Origin of the sequence: Methylobacterium pseudosasicola (genome assembly GCF_900114535.1) — a bacterium.
Lineage (GTDB): Bacteria > Pseudomonadota > Alphaproteobacteria > Rhizobiales > Beijerinckiaceae > Methylobacterium > Methylobacterium pseudosasicola.
The window spans coordinates 1-17,664 of the sequence record NZ_FOTK01000065.1 but is presented as its reverse complement, the minus strand read 5'-3'; the positions used below and the strand labels follow the sequence as shown (position 1 = coordinate 17,664).

Below are 17,664 nucleotides of genomic sequence, written 5' to 3'. Positions count from 1 at the left end.
GCTGTTTGGTTGCGGAGCGTCATTGGGATGCGGCGCGTTGGGCAATCAAAGCCTATGCGTGGCGGTTCGACGGTGTGCGCCGCCAGTCTGCCAGGAGGGAGCGCTGATGCTCGCCATCCACCCCCAGGCCCGCACAACCCCGGCCGTGCGCGCCGAGATCGCCCGCTCACACGAGAGCTCCGGGGTGCTGGCCAAACGCTACGGCGTGTCCACCTAGACTATCCGCAAGTGGCGCAAACGCGGTCCCGATGCGTGTCAGGACCGCTCAGCGCGCCCCCACAAGCTCGCGTGGCGCGCCAGCGATGAGGAGCGCGCCATCGTATGTGCGCTCCGCCGCTCCACCGGCTTTCCTCTCGACGCGCTGACCTTCGTCGTCAGCCACTTCTTGCCACACCCGAACCGGGATGCGGTCTACCGCCTCCTTAAAGCCGAGGGCCTCAATCGGCTGCCGCCGGCCGAGAAGGCCCGCAAACCGCACGGCAGCTTCAAGGACTACGAGGTCGGCTTCATCCACGTCGACGTGAAGCACCTGCCCAAATTGCAAGACCGCGACCGCGTCTCGCGCAAACGCTACCTGTACGTCGCCATCGACCGTGCCTCCCGCTATGTGCATCTCGCCGTCAAGGACGACGAGACTACCGCCTCGGCAGTGGCCTTCCTCACGGATGCCCTCGGGGCCTTTCCGTTCAAGGTCACGCACGTGCTCACTGACCGCGGCTCCTGCTTCACGGCCGATGCGTTCGAGGCCGCCTGCGAGCGGCACGGTGTGCAGCATCGCAAGACGCGTCCCTACACACCCAAAACAAACGGCATGGTCGAGCGCTTCAACGGCCGCGTCCAGCGGGAGGTGCTGGGGATCACGCTCTACCGCCACGCCGACCTGGAGATCGTGCTGCGCGGCTTCAACGCGGCCTACAACGGCCGCCAGCAGCGCGTGCTGAACGGGCTCTCGCCCGAAATGGTGCTGCGTCGGCGCCTCGAAGCTGATCCCGCATTAGCTAACCCAACATACAGACAACCCAGTCCCAGTCTCATCAAACGCGCCATGCGCATCGTTGAAGACGCCAAGGAGGTCTCACATCCAGACAGGCGACGTATCTGAAGACCTTCCAGGCGCTATCCTACGAGCGACTGCAAGCGGCCTGGTCGGAACTGTTCGGACTGACGCTGAGCCAGGGCGGGCTAATGAACCTGCTCTGCCGTGCGCTAGGCCACTTCCGTCCCTGTCGCGAGGTCGCCGTGTCGGCTCTGCGCCGGTCCACCGTCGTCGCGTCGGACGAGACCGGCGTCCGATTCGAGGGCAGCAATGCCTTCCAGTGGGTCTTCCACTCGGCTGACGTGGTCGTGCAAACGGCCTCGCCGACGCGGGGTGCCGTCGTGGTGCGGGAGATGATGGATGGCCACCGGCCGGCAGTGTAGATCTCGGATCGCTACCCGCCCAGCAGGGACATGCCGCTGAACATCAGACCTTCCTGGCCCATCTCGTCCGTAACGTGGCCTATGTCGTCGAGACCAGCGACGATCCCGTCCTCTGGCGTCTGCAGCTCTGGCTCCAATCCGTGTTCGCTCTGGCCGAGCGCATCTCCGATCTGGCTGCTTCGACGCTCGCCGCCAAGCGCCGGAGCCTGGATCGATAGCTCGGAACCATCCTCGCCACGCCGAGCTTCTGCAACCTGACCCGAACCCTCCAGGCCAAGATCGAACGGGTTCGCGATCAGCTGCTGGTGTTCCTCGCCTACCTCGGCGCGGTCGAGCCGACCAACAATGGCAGCGAGCGACTGCTGCGCCAGTCCGTCATCCAGCGGAAGATGACCAACGGATACCGCGCGATGTGGGCAGCCGAGGGCGAGGCCGACATCCGCACCAGAGTCGATACTGCGCGCCTCACAAGCAGCAGCCCCTTCCGCATAATCCTCACGACCGTCGGTGCTTAAACCCAGCCACTACGGGCCTGGGTAATTAACCTCCGCCTACATCCCTCATCCTGAGCCAAAGGGCATCCCCGCCGTAAGCCCAGCAAAACCGGCCGCCGGCTGAAAAGCAAAAAATGCAACTCGAATGACAGAATTTCTGATCTAAATAAATGGAGGCACACATCAGCTTTCGCGGGCGAGCCGAAGTAGGTTCTGGCCGTAATTGGTCTTGGCGAACATCTCGCCGCGGGCGATCAGCTGGTCGCGGGTGATGAAGTTCTGGAGGAACGCGATCTCCTCCAGGCAGGCTACCTGGAGACTCTGGCGGTTCTGCAGGGTGCGGACGAACTCGCTGGCCTCCAGCAGGCTGTCATGCGTCCCGGTGTCGAGCCAGGCATAGCCGCGCGACATCCGTTCCACGTAGAGCTGGCCGCGCTGGAGATAGGCCTCGTTGACGCTGGTGATCTCCAGCTCGCCCCGGGCCGACGGCTTCAACGCGGCGGCGATGTCGAGCACCTGGTTGTCGTAGAAGTACAGGCCGGTCACCGCCCAGGTCGATTCCGGGTTCTGCGGCTTCTCGACGATCTTGGTCGGGCGCCCGGTCTTGTCGAGATTGACCACGCCGTAGGCCTGCGGGTTGTCGACGTGGTAGGCGAACACCGTCGCGCCGTCCTTGCGCGCCCGCGCAGCCGCCAGCAGCTCGCTCATGCCGGCGCCGAAGAACAGGTTGTCGCCGAGGATCAGCGCCACGTCTTCGGTGCCGACGAAGTCGCGCCCGATCACGAAGGCCTGGGCGAGGCCCTCCGGCCGCGGCTGCACCGCGTAGGTGAACTGCAGGCCGAACTGCTCGCCGGTGCCGAACAGGCGCTTGTAGTTGTCCAGGTGCTCCGGCGAGGAGATGATCAGGATCTCGCGAATGCCGGCGAGCATCAGCACCGAGATCGGGTAGTAGATCATCGGCTTGTCGTAGACCGGCAGCAGCTGCTTGTTGATCGACAGCGTCGCCGGATGTAGGCGCGTGCCGGATCCGCCGGCCAGAACGATGCCCTTCATGGCTTGGAAGCTCCCTCTGAGACCGGCCCGACGAGCCGGTCCAGGATGTCGTCGAGCGCCGCCTGCCAGGGCCGGGGCGCGATGCCGTAGGCCGCGGTCAGGCTGTCCGTGGACAGGCGCGAATTGGCCGGCCGCCGGGCCGGTGTCGGATAGGCGGAGGTCGGGATGCCGTTGACGGGGATCGACCGGCCGCCTCGCCGGGCGGCGCCCGCCACGATCGCCTCGGCGAAGCCGTGCCAGGTTGTGGCGCCGGCATTGACGCAATGGAACGTGCCGGTGGGCGCGGCCGGGTCCTCGGCGAGCCGTTGGGCGATCCCCGCGAGCGCGGTGGCGAGGTCAGAGGCGGAGGTCGGGCAGCCGTGCTGGTCGTTCACCACCGTCAGGGCGTCGCGCTCGCCGGCGAGCCGCAGCATCGTCTTGACGAAGTTGCCCCGGTGCGGGCTCACCACCCAGGCGGTGCGCACGATTGCGTGGCGCGGGTTTGCGGTGCGCACGGCGAGCTCGCCCGCGGCCTTGCTGGCGCCGTAGACGCTCTGCGGGTCGATCGGCTCGTCCGGGGCATAGGCTCCCTCGGGCTTGGTGCCGGCGAAGACGTAGTCGGTCGAGACGTGCACGAGCGGGATGTTTTTTGCGGCCGTTGCGGCGGCCAGGATCGCCGGGGCGAGGGCATTGAGGCGCCAGGCCTCGACCACGTCGGATTCGGCCTTGTCCACGGCGGTGTAGGCGGCGGTGTTGATCACCGCCCGGTAGTCCCGCGCGTCCAGGGTCCGGGCGACGGCGCCCGCATCGGTGATGTCGAGCTCGGCCCGGCTCGGCGCGTGCACCGACACGCCGGCGGGCCAGGCCACGGCCTGCAGCTCGGTGCCGACCTGTCCGGCGCCGCCGAGGACCAGGATGTCCATCAGCGGGTCAGCCCCAGGCGCTCGCCCGTGTAGCGGCCCTCGCGGATCGGGCGCCACCAGCTCTCGTTCTCGAGGTACCAGGCCACGGTCTCCTCCAGCGCCTGCTCGAAGGTCTTCTGCGGCCGCCAGCCGAGCTCGGTCTCGGCCTTGGTGCAGTCGATGGCGTAGCGCCGGTCATGACCGGGCCGGTCGGTGACGAAGCTGATCAGCTGCTCGTGGGGGCCGTGATCCGGCCGCAGCCGATCGAAGGCCGCGCACAGGGCCTTCACCACCGCGAGGTTGTTGCGCACCGCCCGGCCGCCGAGCAGGTAGGTGTTCCCGACCCGCCCGCGCTCCAGCACGGCGACCAGGCCCTTGGCGTGGTCCTCGACATGGATCCAGTCGCGCTCGTTCAGTCCGTCGCCGTAGACCGGCAGCTTCTTGCCCTCGAGGGCATTGAGGATCATCAGCGGGATCAGTTTTTCCGGGAAGTGCCGCGGTCCGTAATTGTTCGAGCAATTGGTTACCAGCACCGGCAGCCCGTAGGTCTCGTGCCAGGCTCGCGCCAGGTGGTCGGAGGCGGCCTTCGAGGCCGAGTAGGGCGAGCGCGGATCGTAGCGGCTCTCCTCGGTGAAGAACGCCCCGGGGGGCAGCGAGCCGTAGACCTCGTCGGTGGAGACGTGCAGGAACCGGAAGGTTTTTTTGTCCGCCTCCAGCAGGGCCTCGTAGTGCGCGCGGGCCCCGTCCAGCATGGTCTGGGTACCGATGACGTTGGTGCGCACGAACGCGCCCGGATCGGTGATCGAGCGGTCGACATGGCTCTCGGCGGCCAGATGCATCACCGCCTGCGGCTTGAAGTCGGCGATGGCGGCCTGCACGGCGGCGCGGTCGCAGATATCGGCCTCGACCAAGCGGTGGCGTGGGTTATCGGTCAGGGACGCCAAGGAGATCGGGTTGGCCGCGTAGGTCATCGCGTCGAGGGTGCAGACCTCGTGGCCGAGATCGTTGACGAGATGCAGCACCAGCGCCGAGCCGATGAAGCCGCAGCCTCCGGTCACCAGAATGCGCATGGCGTGTCCCCCCTCGGATCGTTCGCTTAAAGACATGGTCTGAAAGACATGGGCTGCCGGCAGCTAAAGACCGTCCGGCGTGACGAAAATACGGCCCGGCCGCGCGGCGGCCTAAAACACCGGTTCAGAACGCTGTTCAGAACACTTGGCCGAGCGCGGCGAGCTTCGGCGCGCGGCGGTCCTTGTCGGACAGGATCGCGGCCTCGCCGGAGACCGGCCACGGGATCCCGATCTCGGGATCGTCCCAGGCCAAGGCCCGGTCGTGCTCAGGGCTGTAATAGGCGTCGACCTTGTAGGCGACCATGACGTCAGGGGTCAGGGTGCAGAAGCCGTGGGCGAAGCCGTGCGGGATGTAGAGCTGCTCGCCGTTCTCGGCGTCGAGCGTCACGGCCACGTACTTGCCGAAGGTCGGAGAGCCGCTGCGGATATCCACCGCCACGTCGAGGATCGCGCCCTGGAGCACGCGGATCAGCTTGGCCTGCGCCTGGGGGGCGATCTGGAAATGCAGGCCGCGGATCGTGCCCTGGGGGGCCGAGAACGATTGGTTGTCCTGCACGAACGGCGTTGTGATCCCGGCCCGGGCCATCGTGTCGGCCCGGAACGTCTCGGAGAACCAGCCGCGGCTGTCGCCGAAGCGCTTCAGCTTGATGCGCTTCACGTCCGGAATCTCGGTGTCGATCACGTCCATGCCAACGCGTCCCTCTCCGCGGATGCCGGCGGCCGGCCCCGGGTGCATCCCCACCCCGGGCGTCCCGGACATCTCGCCCGCCGACCCGAGAACAACCTCGATGACTGATCCGCGATTTCCGGTCATCCGCCGGACGTGTCAAGGCCTATGACTTGATGAGTTGTCCTATCAGCTCGACTTTGGCCATTCATGCGGCATGGCAATGAGCATAGGTACAGGGTGCGGGTAGTGGAAGCGGGGTTTTATTCGGGGTGTCGGCTTTGTAATGTCGCCAAAGCCCGCTCGCGCCAGATCGCACAGCGCACGGCGCTCAAGGCATCGGCGAAGGTCAGACGCGGTTTGGGGTACCACGCGGCGGCTGCGACGCGGCGGCGTTAGCGGGCCTGGAGCCGCGTAGCTAGCAGCGTCCCGATTTAGAAAAGGGCAGGAAGGCAGGGGGTGATGCGGGCAATCGCTGTGTCGGACCACTGCCGCTGGGTCTCGACGCCGAGATGAGCGCGCACCTTTCGGGAGGTGACTTCGACGCTCCAGCGGCGGACGAACCACACAATGACCGTTCAATGCGGGACGGGACGTCGTCACAATCCCGCACAAACCAGGTTATTAATCTTCCTGTCGGTTCCGGGCTTCAGCTGCGGCATCGATTTTGCTCGCGAGTAAAGGTAGAGGATTTTGATGCATCGGTTTGCTTCCTATGATAAGTATTCACAATTAAAATTCGATAACAGGGACGGCAATGAAGATTGCTCTAGTACATGAATGGCTGACTACATATGCTGGATCGGACAAAGTCTTGGCTGAGATGGCAAATATATATCCCGAGGCTGACATATTCTGCCTGATTAATTTTCTTTCTGAAGCAGACATGGATCATTTTCGTGGTAGATCTATAACGCCGTCTTTTTTACAGAAGATACCGCTTTCGAAAAAATATTATACTTATATGCTTCCTCTTATGCCCTTGGCAATCGAGCAGCATGATTTGTCAAAGTACGATATCGTGATCTCTAACTGTCATGCGGTGGCCAAAGGTGTCATTACAACTCAGCGGCAACTTCATATTTGTTACTGTTACACGCCGATGCGGTATGCTTGGGATCTGCAAAATCAATATCTCGAAGGCTCCGGCTTCGGGCCCGTCCGACGCGGCCTCGCTCGATACTTTCTCCATAAGATTAGAATTTGGGATCAAAGAACTTCGAACGGTGTCGATCATTTTTTGGCGTGTTCTAGGTATATCTCCGGTCGTATCGAGAAAACTTATCGTCGATTCTCTGATGTTATATATCCTAATGTCGACACCGACCGCTATAGCCTTAATGATACAGATCGGGAGGACTTTTATCTGACTGCATCTCGAATGGTTCCATACAAGCAGATGCACCTCATCGTCGAAGCCTTTACGAAAACGCCGAAGAGAAAATTGGTTGTTATTGGCGATGGCCCGAAATATAAATATTCGAAGTCAATAGCGACGCCTAATATCAAAATATTGGGATATCAGTCGAACCAGATTTTGCTTGACCATCTGCGACGTTGTCGTGCATTTATATTTGCCTCCGAGGAGGATTTCGGGATTGCTCCCTTAGAAGCTCAGGCCTGCGGTGCGCCGGTCATTGCTTTTGGCCGAGGTGGGGCTCGAGAAACCGTGATCGACGGGGTTACAGGCCTGCATTTTCACGAGCAAACTACAGACTCGATCATCGATGCCATCAATCGGTTTGAGGCAGCCGGCGACATATATGATCATCAGAAGATCCGCGCGCACGCGGAAACATTCTCGACGGCTGTATTCCGAGAAAAATTTTCGCGGTTTGTCAGCGAGAAATGGGCGGAGCACCAACGTCATCTGACCAACCAGGATCTTTGAGTATGAAAACAGCACTCATCACCGGCGTGACCGGACAAGACGGGGCATATCTGGCAGAAAACCTTTTGCTTCACGGTTACAAGGTTTATGCGACCTACCGTCGATCGAGTTCGGAAAATTTCTGGCGTATTGAGGCGCTAAATATCCTCAGAGATCCTAATCTGATCCTTGTCCAACACGATATGACAGATTTTAGTTCGACCCTCCGACTATTGGATCGTGCGTCCCCGGACGAGATTTATAACCTGGCAGCGCAAACGCATGTGCAAGTATCTTTTGATCAACCGTTCACGACGGCTCAAATAACCGGCATTGGGCCGCTAAATTTCCTCGAAGGAATCCGCGAACGCAAAGCCTCCGCACGTTACTATCAAGCATCTTCTGCCGAAATGTTCGGCCTGGTGCAATCGACTCCACAGACTGAGACGACGCCGTTCTACCCGAGGAGCCCGTATGGTGTGTCGAAACTTTTTGCCCATTGGATGACGATCAATTATCGCGAATCTTATGGTATCTTTGCGGCTTCTGGGATCCTGTTCAATCACGAATCGCCGCTCAGAGGTAAAGAATTTGTTACACGCAAGATCACGCACGGCGTGGCCCAGATTGCGCATGGTTCTGAGACGATCCTACGGTTAGGCAACCTCAATGCATTGCGCGACTGGGGATATGCAAAAGATTATGTTGAAGGAATGCGCTTGATGTTGCAGGCGGATAGCCCGGATACGTTCGTACTCGCCACAAACAAAACGACCTCCGTGCGGGACTTTGTAACGCTTTCGTTCGCCGCAGCGGACATCGACGTTGAATGGTCGTCTTCTGGAGTCAACGAGTTTGCTATCTCACGCCAGAGTGGGAAGCGAGTGGTCGAAATCGATCCCACTTTCTTCCGCCCGGCGGAGGTTGATGCCTTGATCGGGGATTACAGCAAGGCTGAGAACATGCTCGGCTGGCGCCCTACCACGAAACTGAATGAGCTCTGTCGCCTCATGGTCGAGGCCGACCTGCAGCGCCTCCATCGTGAACGAGGCCGTTGAAGGTTCGCACCAGAGAACTCGATCGCGCCTGTTCGCGCTGGGAAAGTGCGAATCCGCTTCCTGTTTGCCACCTGTTCAATCCGCTCGGATCATCCGCGCCCAATTCATCCAACTGGTTGTCTGACCACTAGAAAATCTGAATCCAGATGCATCCCGTGGGTGGGGCACCTGTAATTCCTTGGAAACAGGTATGACATCGCGGTCGCTGTGAAGACAGCAATCAGGGTATCTTTGCGAAGGTAGCCGACGCATTTCCGATGTCGGCCTCGCAAGCCGTGATCATCACTCTGACGCTGTCGGGCAGCACCAGAGCGGTTCGCTTACAGCTGTAGAGCGGAGTTCGAACATCCGTCCGCCTCGAAAAATCATGCTGTGTCCACTTGGAGCGATCGCCGAACCACCGTCAGTCGGTCGAACGACCCACAGCGCTCCAGACGCAGCGCGAGGCAGTTCAGCGCACCAGTCGACGTCACGGAATCCGCTACAAGTTCTACCTCAGAACGCGAACCCGACCTCCGCCGCGAAGGCGTCGAGGAGCGGCAGCGAGGCGTCGAACAGTGGGCGGGAGCCGAAGGCGTCGCCGGCCCGGACGAACAGGGTCGCCTTGGCGTTGCGGTGCGGGCCGAACACGCAGGCGAGGCGGCCGTCGTCCTTGAGCTGGTCGAGCAGCGCCTGCGGCCGGACCTCGACCCGGCCGTTGATCAGGATCACGTCGAAGGGCGCCTCCTTGGGGGCGCCCGCCTGCAGCGGACCCTCGATCACCCGCGCCGTGGTGCCGAGCCTGGCGCGAGCCGTCTCGGCGAGATCGGGGACCGATTCCAGCGCGGTCACATCCGCGCCGAGATACGCCATCACGGCGGCGGCGTAGCCGGTGCCGGTGCCGACATCGAGGGCTTTGGCGCCGGGCCGGATCTTCAGGGCCTGGATCAGCCGGGCCAGCACCATCGGCGCCGGCAGGCAGCGGCTCTCGCCGGTCGCGCCGTCGAGGCGCAGGGTCTGGTCGATATAGGCGAACGGCTCGCGGCCCTTGGGCACGAAGGCCTCGCGCGGCACCGTGTCGAACGCGTCGAGCACCGCGTTGTCGTTCACGTCGAAGGTCCGCAACTGGCAGTCGACCATCATCCGCCGCGCCTGCGCGTAATCGATCATCGATACCTGTCCCCGAACCGGATCGGAACGCCGCCCCCGCCGGGCCGCGGCGCAGGCGCCACGATCCCCGGCCAAGCTCAAGCGTTCCGGACGCGCGCGTTTTCGGAGATCACTCGCCAAAACGCAAGGTTTTCGCGGGGGGAACCGGCCCCGTGGTCAACGGTCGGCTCGGCCAACACGGCCTTCGGGCCGTTCGGTGACGATGGCTCCTGAACGGTGAGTGACGTCCGCAGCCCGCTGTCGCGCCAGGGTCGTTTCAGATGTCGCGTTGCGCAGCCTGACATTGAATAAAGAGTGCAGACCGGACCGGGCAATCCAAGACGCCGGCCATCTCGGGAGACATCATGACGCCGATCAGCAAGCCGATTCTGACCCGCGGGCTGGCCGCCGCGCTCGCCTGCCTGGGTTTCGGGACCGTAGCCCCGGACGCGGTGCACGCGCAGGAGACACCGGCCAGCGCCGCGCCGCCGGCGAGTGTTCAGATCGACCGCGGCTCGGCGCTCTACGGACGACCCGAGGGCGGCAACGCGGCCAAGCTCGCCCCGGTGGCCGGGCCGCCCCTGGCGACGGCCGCGGCCAAGCTGCCGCTCGACAAGCTCAAGGTGCCCGATGGCTTCAAGGTCGAGGTCTATGCCAGCGGCCTCGCCAATGCCCGCTCGATGACCCAGGCACCGGACGGAACCCTGTTCGTCGGGACCCGTACGGTCGGCAAGGTCTATGCGGTGCTGCCGCAGGCCGGCCCGGACGGCAAGCGTGAGGTCAAGACCATCGCATCGGGGCTGCATCGGCCGAATGGCGTCGCGTTCCACGACGGCGCGCTCTACGTGGCCGAGCTGTCGAAGATCTGGCGCTACGACGACATCGCCAAGCACCTCGACGGCTCCGAGAAGCCGAGCCTCGTCTACGACGACCTGCCGAAGGACGAGGCCCATGGCTGGAAGTTCATCGCGATCGGGCCGGACAACAAGCTCTACGTGCCGGTTGGCTCGCCGGGCAACATCCTGTTGCCGCCGGACACGCACGCGCAGATCCGCCGGATCGACCTGGACGGCAAGAATGCCGAGGTGATCGCCCGCGGGGTGCGCAACACGGTGGGCTTCGACTGGAATCCGAAGACCAAGCAGCTCTGGTTCACCGATAACGGCCGGGACTGGGTCTCGGAGGACATCCCGAACGACGAGCTGAACGTGCTGACGGATCCGGGCAAGCAGCATTTCGGCTACCCGTTCTGCCATCAGGGCACGTTCACCGATCCGGAATACGGCTGGGGCCATTCCTGCGCGGAATTCACCGCCCCGGCGGGCCTGCTCGGGCCGCATACGGCCTCGCTCGGCATGCGGTTCTACACCGGCGCGCAATTCCCGGATTCCTATAAGGACGCCGTGTTCATCGCGCGGCACGGGTCCTGGAACCGCACGGCCAAGCTCGGCGGCGACGTGGTCGTGGCGCGCCCCGGCCCGGACGGCAAGGTCGCCGCGGTGGAGCCGTTCCTGACCGGCTTCCTCCAGGACAACAAATATGCCGGGCGCCCGGTGGACGTGATGGTCGCTAAGGACGGGTCGCTGCTCGTCTCCGACGATTACAACGGCGCGATCTACCGCGTCAGCTACGGCCAGTGATGCGGAATAAGTCGCGGATACGGATCGTTTGGGGGCTGGCGCCGGCCCTCGGCGCCCTGCTGGCGGGGGCGGCCCTGGCCGCGCCCGACGCGGCGATGCAGGAGCGTCTGGCTCCCTGCACCGCCTGCCACGGGGATGGAACGTCGCAGACCGAGGGCGTGCCCTCGCTCGGCGGACAGCAGGCGGATTACGTCGTGACGCAGCTGTTCCAGTTCCGGGAGAAGCAGCGCACGGCGCCCCCGATGAACGACGTCGCCGCCGGTTTCTCCGACGACGACCTGCGCGTTTATGCCGACGCGGTGGCGACCCTGCCGGCGCCCGCCTGGTCGGGCCCCGCCGCCGACCCGGCCCTGGTGGCGCGGGCCCAGGCGCTCGTGGCCAAGCACCAGTGCAATTCCTGCCACGGCGCCGACCTCACCGGGCGGGACGCGATCCCGCGGATCCGGGCGCAGCGGGAGGAATACCTGGCTCAGGCGCTCGCGGCCTACAAGTCGAACGCCCGGCCCGGCTACGACCCGGCGATGAACGAAGTCGCGCAGGACCTGAGCGACGCCGACATCAAGGATCTGGCGGCCTACGTGTCGCGGCTCTGAGGGCCGCGCCTAGCCCACCACGCGGAGCGTATCGCCCACCGCGAGCGCTCCGCCGGCGATCACATCGGCGTAGACCCCGAGGTCGCGGTGGCCGAGGCGCGCGTCGAGGGTCCAGGGAATGTCGTGGTCGCGCACGCCGCTCACCGGATCGACGTTGGTGGCGGCGCAGCGCACCGTGCGCTTGGTGATCTTGAGCCGCAGCCCGCTCGGTGCCTCGATCACCTGGCCGACCATGTCCAGTTCGGCGAAGGGCGCGAGCCCCTCGACCAGCAGGTTGCCGCGGAAGCGCAGCGGGTCGACCGGCGCGCCGAGATAGTCTTCCACGGCCGCGACGCTGGCCCGGTTGATCAGCGAGACGTAGCCGGTCGGCGAATCGGTGAACCGGTATTGCGGCGGTGCTGCCAGCACCTTCGGCTCGCCCCGCAGGCTGTCGGGCAGGGTGCGCCGCATCAGGTCGGCGAGCCCGTCGCGGCCGGCCTCGGTATCCAGCCGGAAGGCGTGCGTTTCCCCGGCATGCTCTACCGTGAGCGTGGCGGTTGAGTCGTCGTAGCGGGTGCGCAGGCGGGCCAAGGCCTCGTCGCGCATCAGCATCAGGTACTTGGTCTTGGGCTGGTGCCGCGGCGCCACCGGGTTGAAGCCCGAAGGCCCGTTCTCGATGGCGTAGAGCCGGTCCCCCGGGAAGAAGCCGCTGGTCTCCAGCTCGGCCCGTTCCAGAGGCTCGGGACTCAATCCCTTCACGGGGTAGCGGTAGAGGCCCAGGAGGCCGATTTCGAGCGCGGCTTGCATGCCGGGAAGGTGGCGCGGAAAAGCTGTGCCGCGCAAGTCCCCGGCCCCTTGTGGTGCGCAAATACAACACCACATCGGACCTACCGGTGGCTTTCGGCGCCGGGGCCTCGACGCGGCGGATAGCCGGGGAGGCGACGTTTCGGCAGGGCCGCGCCATCTTGGGCGGCGGATGCCGGCACGGGAGGGTGAGACAGCATGAATTTCGACATCTACACCGAGCGCGCCCGCGGCTTTGTCCAGGCAGCGCAGAACCTTGCCATGCGCGAGGGCCATCCGCAGCTTCAGCCGGGTCACCTGCTCAAGGTCCTGCTCGACGATCCCGAGGGCCTGTGCGCCGGTCTGATCGACCGCGCCGGCGGCCAGTCGCGGGTCGCGCTGGCGCAGACCGAGCAGTGGCTCGCCAAGCAGCCGAAGGTCTCCGGCAACGCGTCCGCCCCGCAGGCGACGCGCGAGCTGATGCGCCTGTTCGACACCGCCGAGCAGGCGGCCAAGAAGGCCGGCGATTCCTACGTCACGGTGGAGCGCCTGCTCCTCGCCCTGGCGGTGGAGAAGGAGTCCGAGGCCGGCCGCGCGCTCCAGGCGGCGGGCGTGACCCCCGCGTCCCTGAACGCGGCGATCAATGCGCTCCGTAAGGGCCGCACCGCCGACAACGCCTCGGCCGAGAACGCCTACGACGCGCTGAAGAAATACGCCCGCGACCTCACCGAGGCCGCCCGGGACGGCAAGCTCGACCCGGTGATCGGCCGCGACGAGGAGATCCGGCGGACCATCCAAGTCCTGTCCCGACGCACCAAGAACAATCCCGTCCTCATCGGCGAGCCCGGCGTCGGCAAGACCGCGATTGTGGAGGGTCTGGCCCTGCGCATCGTCAACGGCGACGTGCCGGAATCGCTCAAGGACAAGAGCCTGCTGGCCCTCGACATGGGCTCGCTGATCGCCGGCGCGAAGTATCGCGGCGAGTTCGAGGAGCGGCTGAAGGGCGTGCTCTCCGAGGTCACCGCGGCCGAGGGCGGCATCATCCTGTTCATCGACGAGATGCACACGCTGGTCGGCGCCGGGAAGGCGGACGGGGCCATGGACGCCTCGAACCTGCTCAAGCCCGCGCTCGCCCGCGGCGAGCTGCACTGCGTCGGCGCGACCACGCTGGACGAGTACCGCAAGCACGTCGAGAAGGACGCCGCGCTCGCCCGCCGCTTCCAGCCGGTCTTCGTGTCGGAGCCGACCGTGGAGGACACGGTCTCGATCCTGCGCGGCCTCAAGGAGAAGTACGAGCAGCACCACGGCGTGCGCATCCAGGATTCGGCCCTGGTGGCGGCGGCGACGCTCTCGAACCGCTACATCACCGACCGGTTCCTGCCCGACAAGGCGATCGACCTGATCGATGAGGCCGGTTCGCGCCTGCGCATGCAGGTCGATTCGAAGCCGGAAGAGCTCGACTCGATCGATCGCGAGATCGTGCGGCTGAAGATCGAGGCCGAGGCGCTCAAGAAGGAGACCGACTCCGCCTCCCGCGACCGGCTGGTCCGCCTGGAGAAGGAGTTGGCCGATCTTGAGGAGCGCTCGGCGTCGATCACCGCCCGGTGGAAGGCCGAGAAGGACAAGCTCGGCACCGCCGCCGGCCTCAAGAAGAAGCTCGACGAGGCGCGCAACGAGCTGGCCGCGGCCCAGCGCCAGGGTCAGTACCAGCGCGCCGGTGAGCTCGCCTACGGGGTGATCCCGGGCCTGGAGAAGCAGCTCGCCGAGATCGAGGCGAAAGCCGAGAACGGCCGCGACGGCATGATGGAGGAGGCGGTGACGCCCGCCCACGTCGCGGGCGTGGTCTCGCGCTGGACCGGCGTGCCGGTGGACAAGATGCTGGAGGGCGAGCGCGAGAAGCTGCTCGCCATGGAGGACGCGCTCGCCAAGCGCGTCGTCGGCCAGCGCGAGGCGGTGGTGGCGGTCTCCACCGCAGTCCGGCGCGCCCGGGCCGGGCTGCAGGATCCGAACCGGCCGATCGGCTCGTTCATGTTCCTCGGCCCCACGGGCGTCGGCAAGACTGAGCTGACCAAGGCGCTCGCCGGCTTCCTGTTCGACGACGACACGGCGCTCGTGCGCATCGACATGTCCGAGTACATGGAGAAGCACGCGGTCGCCCGCCTGATCGGCGCGCCTCCGGGCTATGTCGGCTACGAGGAGGGCGGCGCGCTCACCGAGGCGGTGCGGCGCCGGCCCTACCAGGTCGTGCTGTTCGACGAGATCGAGAAGGCGCATCCGGACGTGTTCAACGTCCTGCTGCAGGTTCTCGACGACGGACGGCTCACGGACGGGCAGGGGCGGACGGTCGATTTCCGCAACACGCTGCTGATCATGACCTCGAATCTTGGGTCCGAGTATCTGGTGAACCAGCCCGCGGGCGAGGACACCGAGGCGGTCCGCGACGAGGTGATGACCGTAGTGCGGAGCCACTTCCGGCCGGAATTCCTGAACCGGGTCGATGAGATCATCCTGTTCCACCGCCTGGCGCGGTCGGAGATGGGGGCGATCGTCGAGATCCAGCTCGGGCGCCTGGCGAAGCTCCTGGAGGATCGCAAGATCACCCTGGACCTCGATGAGGAGGCCAAGATCTGGCTCGCCGACAAGGGCTACGACCCGGCCTACGGGGCGCGGCCGCTCAAGCGGGTGATCCAGAAGAACGTCCAGGATCCGCTGGCCGAGCTGGTGTTGTCGGGCAAGATTCACGACGGCGAGACGGTGCCGGTTCGGCTCGGCCCGATGGGCCTGATGATCGGCGACCTCACGGTCGGCGCCGAGCGCCGGCCGCCGAACGTGGCTTTGAACTGAGCGGCTCGGTTTCGAGCGGGGCGGCGCGCCGGATGACGGCGCGCCGCTTTTTTTATGCGCAGGCAGCCTCGCAAGACGATCTCGCTACCGCTGCTAAGCCGCCGTGTCATTCCGGGGCGCCGCAGGCGAGCCCGGAATCCAGATCCACCGACGGTGCAACACTTGGCGCCACTGGTGTTTCTGGATTCCGGGCTCCGCTTCGTGGCCCCGGAATGACGCGGAGTAGGCTGGCGTGTCCGGGAAAATCTTACCCGGTTCGGTGCGTCAGCCCATCGCGACTCTACGAACCCGGAACAGGATCGCCACCTGCAACGCGAGGCCCGCAGCCGCCACAGCGGCGGCGGTCATCGGCAGGGCGGCGATTCCCGCCAGCGTGACCACCACGCCGCCGAGCGCCGCGCCGGCCGCGCCGCCCAGATAATTCGCCGAGCTGTTCAGCGCGACGGCGACGCTGCCCTGTTCGGGCTGGAGGTGGAGCAGGGCATGCTGCTGCGGCGCCTGCGAGGCCCAGCCCATCGCACCCCAGACCAGCAGCGGCAGGTAGCCGAGCACCGAGGCGCCGAGCAGGCCGGGAAGCGCGGCGAGCGCCAGCGTCAGGGCGGCCAGGATCACGGCCATCACCCAGCGGGGATCGCGCGTCCGGTCGATCAGCGGGCCGACGGAAAAGCTGCCCACCATCCCGCCGAAGCCCCAGGCCCAGAAATATGACGCCGCCGCGCCGCCCAGCCCGGCCCGGTCGAGGAGCGGCGCCAGATACGTATAGAGCCCGAGGCTGGCGATGGCGGTGAGGAAGGTGACCGCCACCGTGGCAACCACCGACGCGTCGGTCAGCAGGGCGGCCCGGGCCCGCCAGGACGGCGGCTCCGCGGCCTCGATGTCGGGCAGGCGGGCCAGGATGGCGACCGTGGCGACGGCGCCGAGAAGTGTCACCATCCAGAGGGCGCTCTGCCAGCCGAGCCGTTCGGCGATCCACAACCCGGCCGGCACGCCGATGACCGTCCCGGTGCTCATGCCCCCGAGGGTCAGCGCCAGGGCGCGCCCCTTGCGGCCCGGCTCCACCAGAGCGGCCGCCGACGTGATCGCCACCGGCGCGTAGAGGCCCGCCGCGAGGCCGGCCAGCGCCCGGGCCAGGAGCAGCCCCAGAAGGCCGGTGGCGAGGGCGCTCAACATGTTCGCGATGGTGAAGACCGCGAGCGCCAGCCCGAGGATCCACCGCACCGGCTTGCCGGCGAGCAAGGTGGCACAGACCGGCGCCGCCAGCGCGTAGGCCAGGGTGAAGACTGTGACCGCCTGCCCGGCCTCGCCGGGCTCGACGTGGAACGCAGTGCCGATCCCCGGCAGCAGCCCCGCGACCACATATGCATCCAAGCCCAGGGCGAACATCCCGAGCGCCAGAACCGCGATTCGCCTCATGTCCCGCCGCCTCTTTACGATGTACGACGAAAATCGTACATAAATGGCGCCATGAGCCCCCGCAAGTTCTTCCATCCCGACACCGCCGAGCTGACGCTGCATCGCGTCCTGTTCGCCCTGAGCGATCCGACCCGCCTGGCGGTGGTGTCGGATCTGATGAGGGACGGCGAGCGGGCGTCGGGCGATCTCCTGGCCGAGAGCGTGCCGCGCTCGACCATGACGCACCATCTCAAGATCCTGCGGGAGGCCGGCGTGACGCGCACCCGCCCCGAGGGGATGCGCTGCCTGATCTCGCTGCGCCGGGAGGATGTCGACGCGCGCTTCCCCGGCCTCCTCGACGCGATCCTGGCCCATGGCGGCGCCGAGGCGTCAGCGCCGTAAGAAGCGGGTTTCCGAAGGGCATGCCCTTTGGCGGGTTATCAGGGCAGAGCCCTGATGTTGCAGGGCTCCGCCCTGCACCCGCGAAAGGTCCCGGACCCAGCCCTTTTAAGGTGTTTGGCTGTTGAGGATCCTTGCGGTTGCGACGTGACCTCTGCTGGCGCGCTTAGGTTCTGCCGCGGGGTCTTTGGGTTTTCGCCTGCCGACCGTCACGCGCCCGGGGTCGATCCTGCGGGCCAAGCTCAGCAGGCGCGCGGCCAGGGCCGGTGGGTCGGTCGCACCGCAGGCCGTCCAGTGCTCAGGGGGCAGAGCGATCAGCAGCCCCTCGTAGCCGCCGCGGATCTGTAGGACGAGGTGATACAAGGACACCTTGGGGGCCGCCCCCGCGGCGGAG

13 protein-coding genes and 3 pseudogenes are annotated in these 17,664 nt (G+C 65.6%); 8 read left to right on the top strand and 8 right to left on the bottom strand.

Going from position 1 to position 17,664, the window contains the following annotated elements:
- Positions 1–106: 106 nt before the first annotated feature.
- A pseudogene (locus BM228_RS30835) lies at positions 107–1,102 on the top strand (IS481 family transposase).
- A pseudogene (locus BM228_RS30830) lies at positions 1,090–1,934 on the top strand (IS66 family transposase); the annotation flags it as partial. The pseudogenes BM228_RS30835 and BM228_RS30830, both read left to right, overlap by 13 nt.
- A gap of 162 nt (positions 1,935–2,096) precedes the next feature.
- Here BM228_RS30830 and rfbA read toward each other — a convergent pair.
- From rfbA to rfbC, 4 genes are all read right to left on the bottom strand, one after another.
- On the bottom strand, positions 2,097–2,966 hold the full coding sequence (rfbA, locus tag BM228_RS30825; protein WP_092046699.1) for a glucose-1-phosphate thymidylyltransferase RfbA: 870 nt from the start codon (positions 2,964–2,966) through the stop codon (positions 2,097–2,099).
- Positions 2,963–3,868 (bottom strand): dTDP-4-dehydrorhamnose reductase, encoded by a 906-nt coding sequence (rfbD, locus tag BM228_RS30820; protein WP_092046696.1) that lies wholly within the window; start codon positions 3,866–3,868, stop codon positions 2,963–2,965. The genes rfbA and rfbD overlap by 4 nt, the downstream gene beginning before the upstream one ends.
- Positions 3,868–4,917, bottom strand: coding sequence for a dTDP-glucose 4,6-dehydratase (gene rfbB, locus BM228_RS30815; RefSeq protein WP_092046694.1), 1,050 nt, complete (start codon positions 4,915–4,917; stop codon positions 3,868–3,870). The genes rfbD and rfbB overlap by 1 nt, the downstream gene beginning before the upstream one ends.
- A gap of 136 nt (positions 4,918–5,053) precedes the next feature.
- Entirely contained in the window at positions 5,054–5,605 is a 552-nt protein-coding gene (gene rfbC, locus BM228_RS30810; RefSeq protein WP_092046691.1) for a dTDP-4-dehydrorhamnose 3,5-epimerase, read from the bottom strand.
- 802 nt (positions 5,606–6,407) lie between these two features.
- Between rfbC and BM228_RS30800 the strand changes: the two genes are divergently transcribed.
- Both BM228_RS30800 and gmd read left to right on the top strand, forming a co-directional pair.
- A complete protein-coding gene (locus BM228_RS30800; RefSeq protein ID WP_244537399.1) occupies positions 6,408–7,475 on the top strand; it encodes a glycosyltransferase in 1,068 nt (355 codons plus the stop codon).
- A gap of 2 nt (positions 7,476–7,477) precedes the next feature.
- The gene (gene gmd, locus BM228_RS30795; RefSeq protein WP_092046686.1) at positions 7,478–8,512 is read left to right on the top strand and encodes a GDP-mannose 4,6-dehydratase; all 1,035 of its coding nucleotides are present in this window, start codon (positions 7,478–7,480) and stop codon (positions 8,510–8,512) included.
- Positions 8,513–9,007: 495 nt separating this feature from the next.
- Here gmd and BM228_RS30790 read toward each other — a convergent pair whose 3' ends face one another.
- Positions 9,008–9,661, bottom strand: coding sequence for a protein-L-isoaspartate O-methyltransferase family protein (locus tag BM228_RS30790; RefSeq protein ID WP_092046685.1), 654 nt, complete (start codon positions 9,659–9,661; stop codon positions 9,008–9,010).
- Positions 9,662–10,005: 344 nt separating this feature from the next.
- Here BM228_RS30790 and BM228_RS30785 point away from each other — a divergent pair, with 344 nt between their 5' ends.
- Positions 10,006–11,280, top strand: coding sequence for a PQQ-dependent sugar dehydrogenase (locus BM228_RS30785; RefSeq protein ID WP_208612135.1), 1,275 nt, complete (start codon positions 10,006–10,008; stop codon positions 11,278–11,280).
- Complete coding sequence (locus BM228_RS30780; protein WP_092046682.1) at positions 11,280–11,873, top strand: c-type cytochrome; 594 nt, start codon at positions 11,280–11,282, stop codon at positions 11,871–11,873. Before BM228_RS30785 ends, BM228_RS30780 begins: the two co-directional genes overlap by 1 nt.
- A 9-nt stretch (positions 11,874–11,882) precedes the next feature.
- Here the strand turns inward: BM228_RS30780 and BM228_RS34280 are convergent, their stop codons facing one another.
- Entirely contained in the window at positions 11,883–12,659 is a 777-nt protein-coding gene (locus tag BM228_RS34280) for an MOSC domain-containing protein (RefSeq protein WP_167367876.1), read from the bottom strand.
- A gap of 195 nt (positions 12,660–12,854) precedes the next feature.
- Between BM228_RS34280 and clpB the strand changes: the two genes are divergently transcribed.
- On the top strand, positions 12,855–15,479 hold the full coding sequence (clpB, locus tag BM228_RS30765; RefSeq protein WP_092046677.1) for an ATP-dependent chaperone ClpB: 2,625 nt from the start codon (positions 12,855–12,857) through the stop codon (positions 15,477–15,479).
- 264 nt (positions 15,480–15,743) lie between these two features.
- On the opposite strand, the gene BM228_RS30760 is transcribed toward clpB, so the two are convergent.
- Positions 15,744–16,892, bottom strand: coding sequence for an MFS transporter (locus tag BM228_RS30760; RefSeq protein WP_092046675.1), 1,149 nt, complete (start codon positions 16,890–16,892; stop codon positions 15,744–15,746).
- 51 nt (positions 16,893–16,943) lie between these two features.
- Between BM228_RS30760 and BM228_RS30755 the strand changes: the two genes are divergently transcribed.
- A complete protein-coding gene (locus BM228_RS30755; protein WP_092046672.1) occupies positions 16,944–17,273 on the top strand; it encodes an ArsR/SmtB family transcription factor in 330 nt (109 codons plus the stop codon).
- 105 nt (positions 17,274–17,378) lie between these two features.
- Here BM228_RS30755 and BM228_RS35205 read toward each other — a convergent pair.
- Positions 17,379–17,664: pseudogene (locus BM228_RS35205) on the bottom strand (hypothetical protein); the annotation flags it as partial.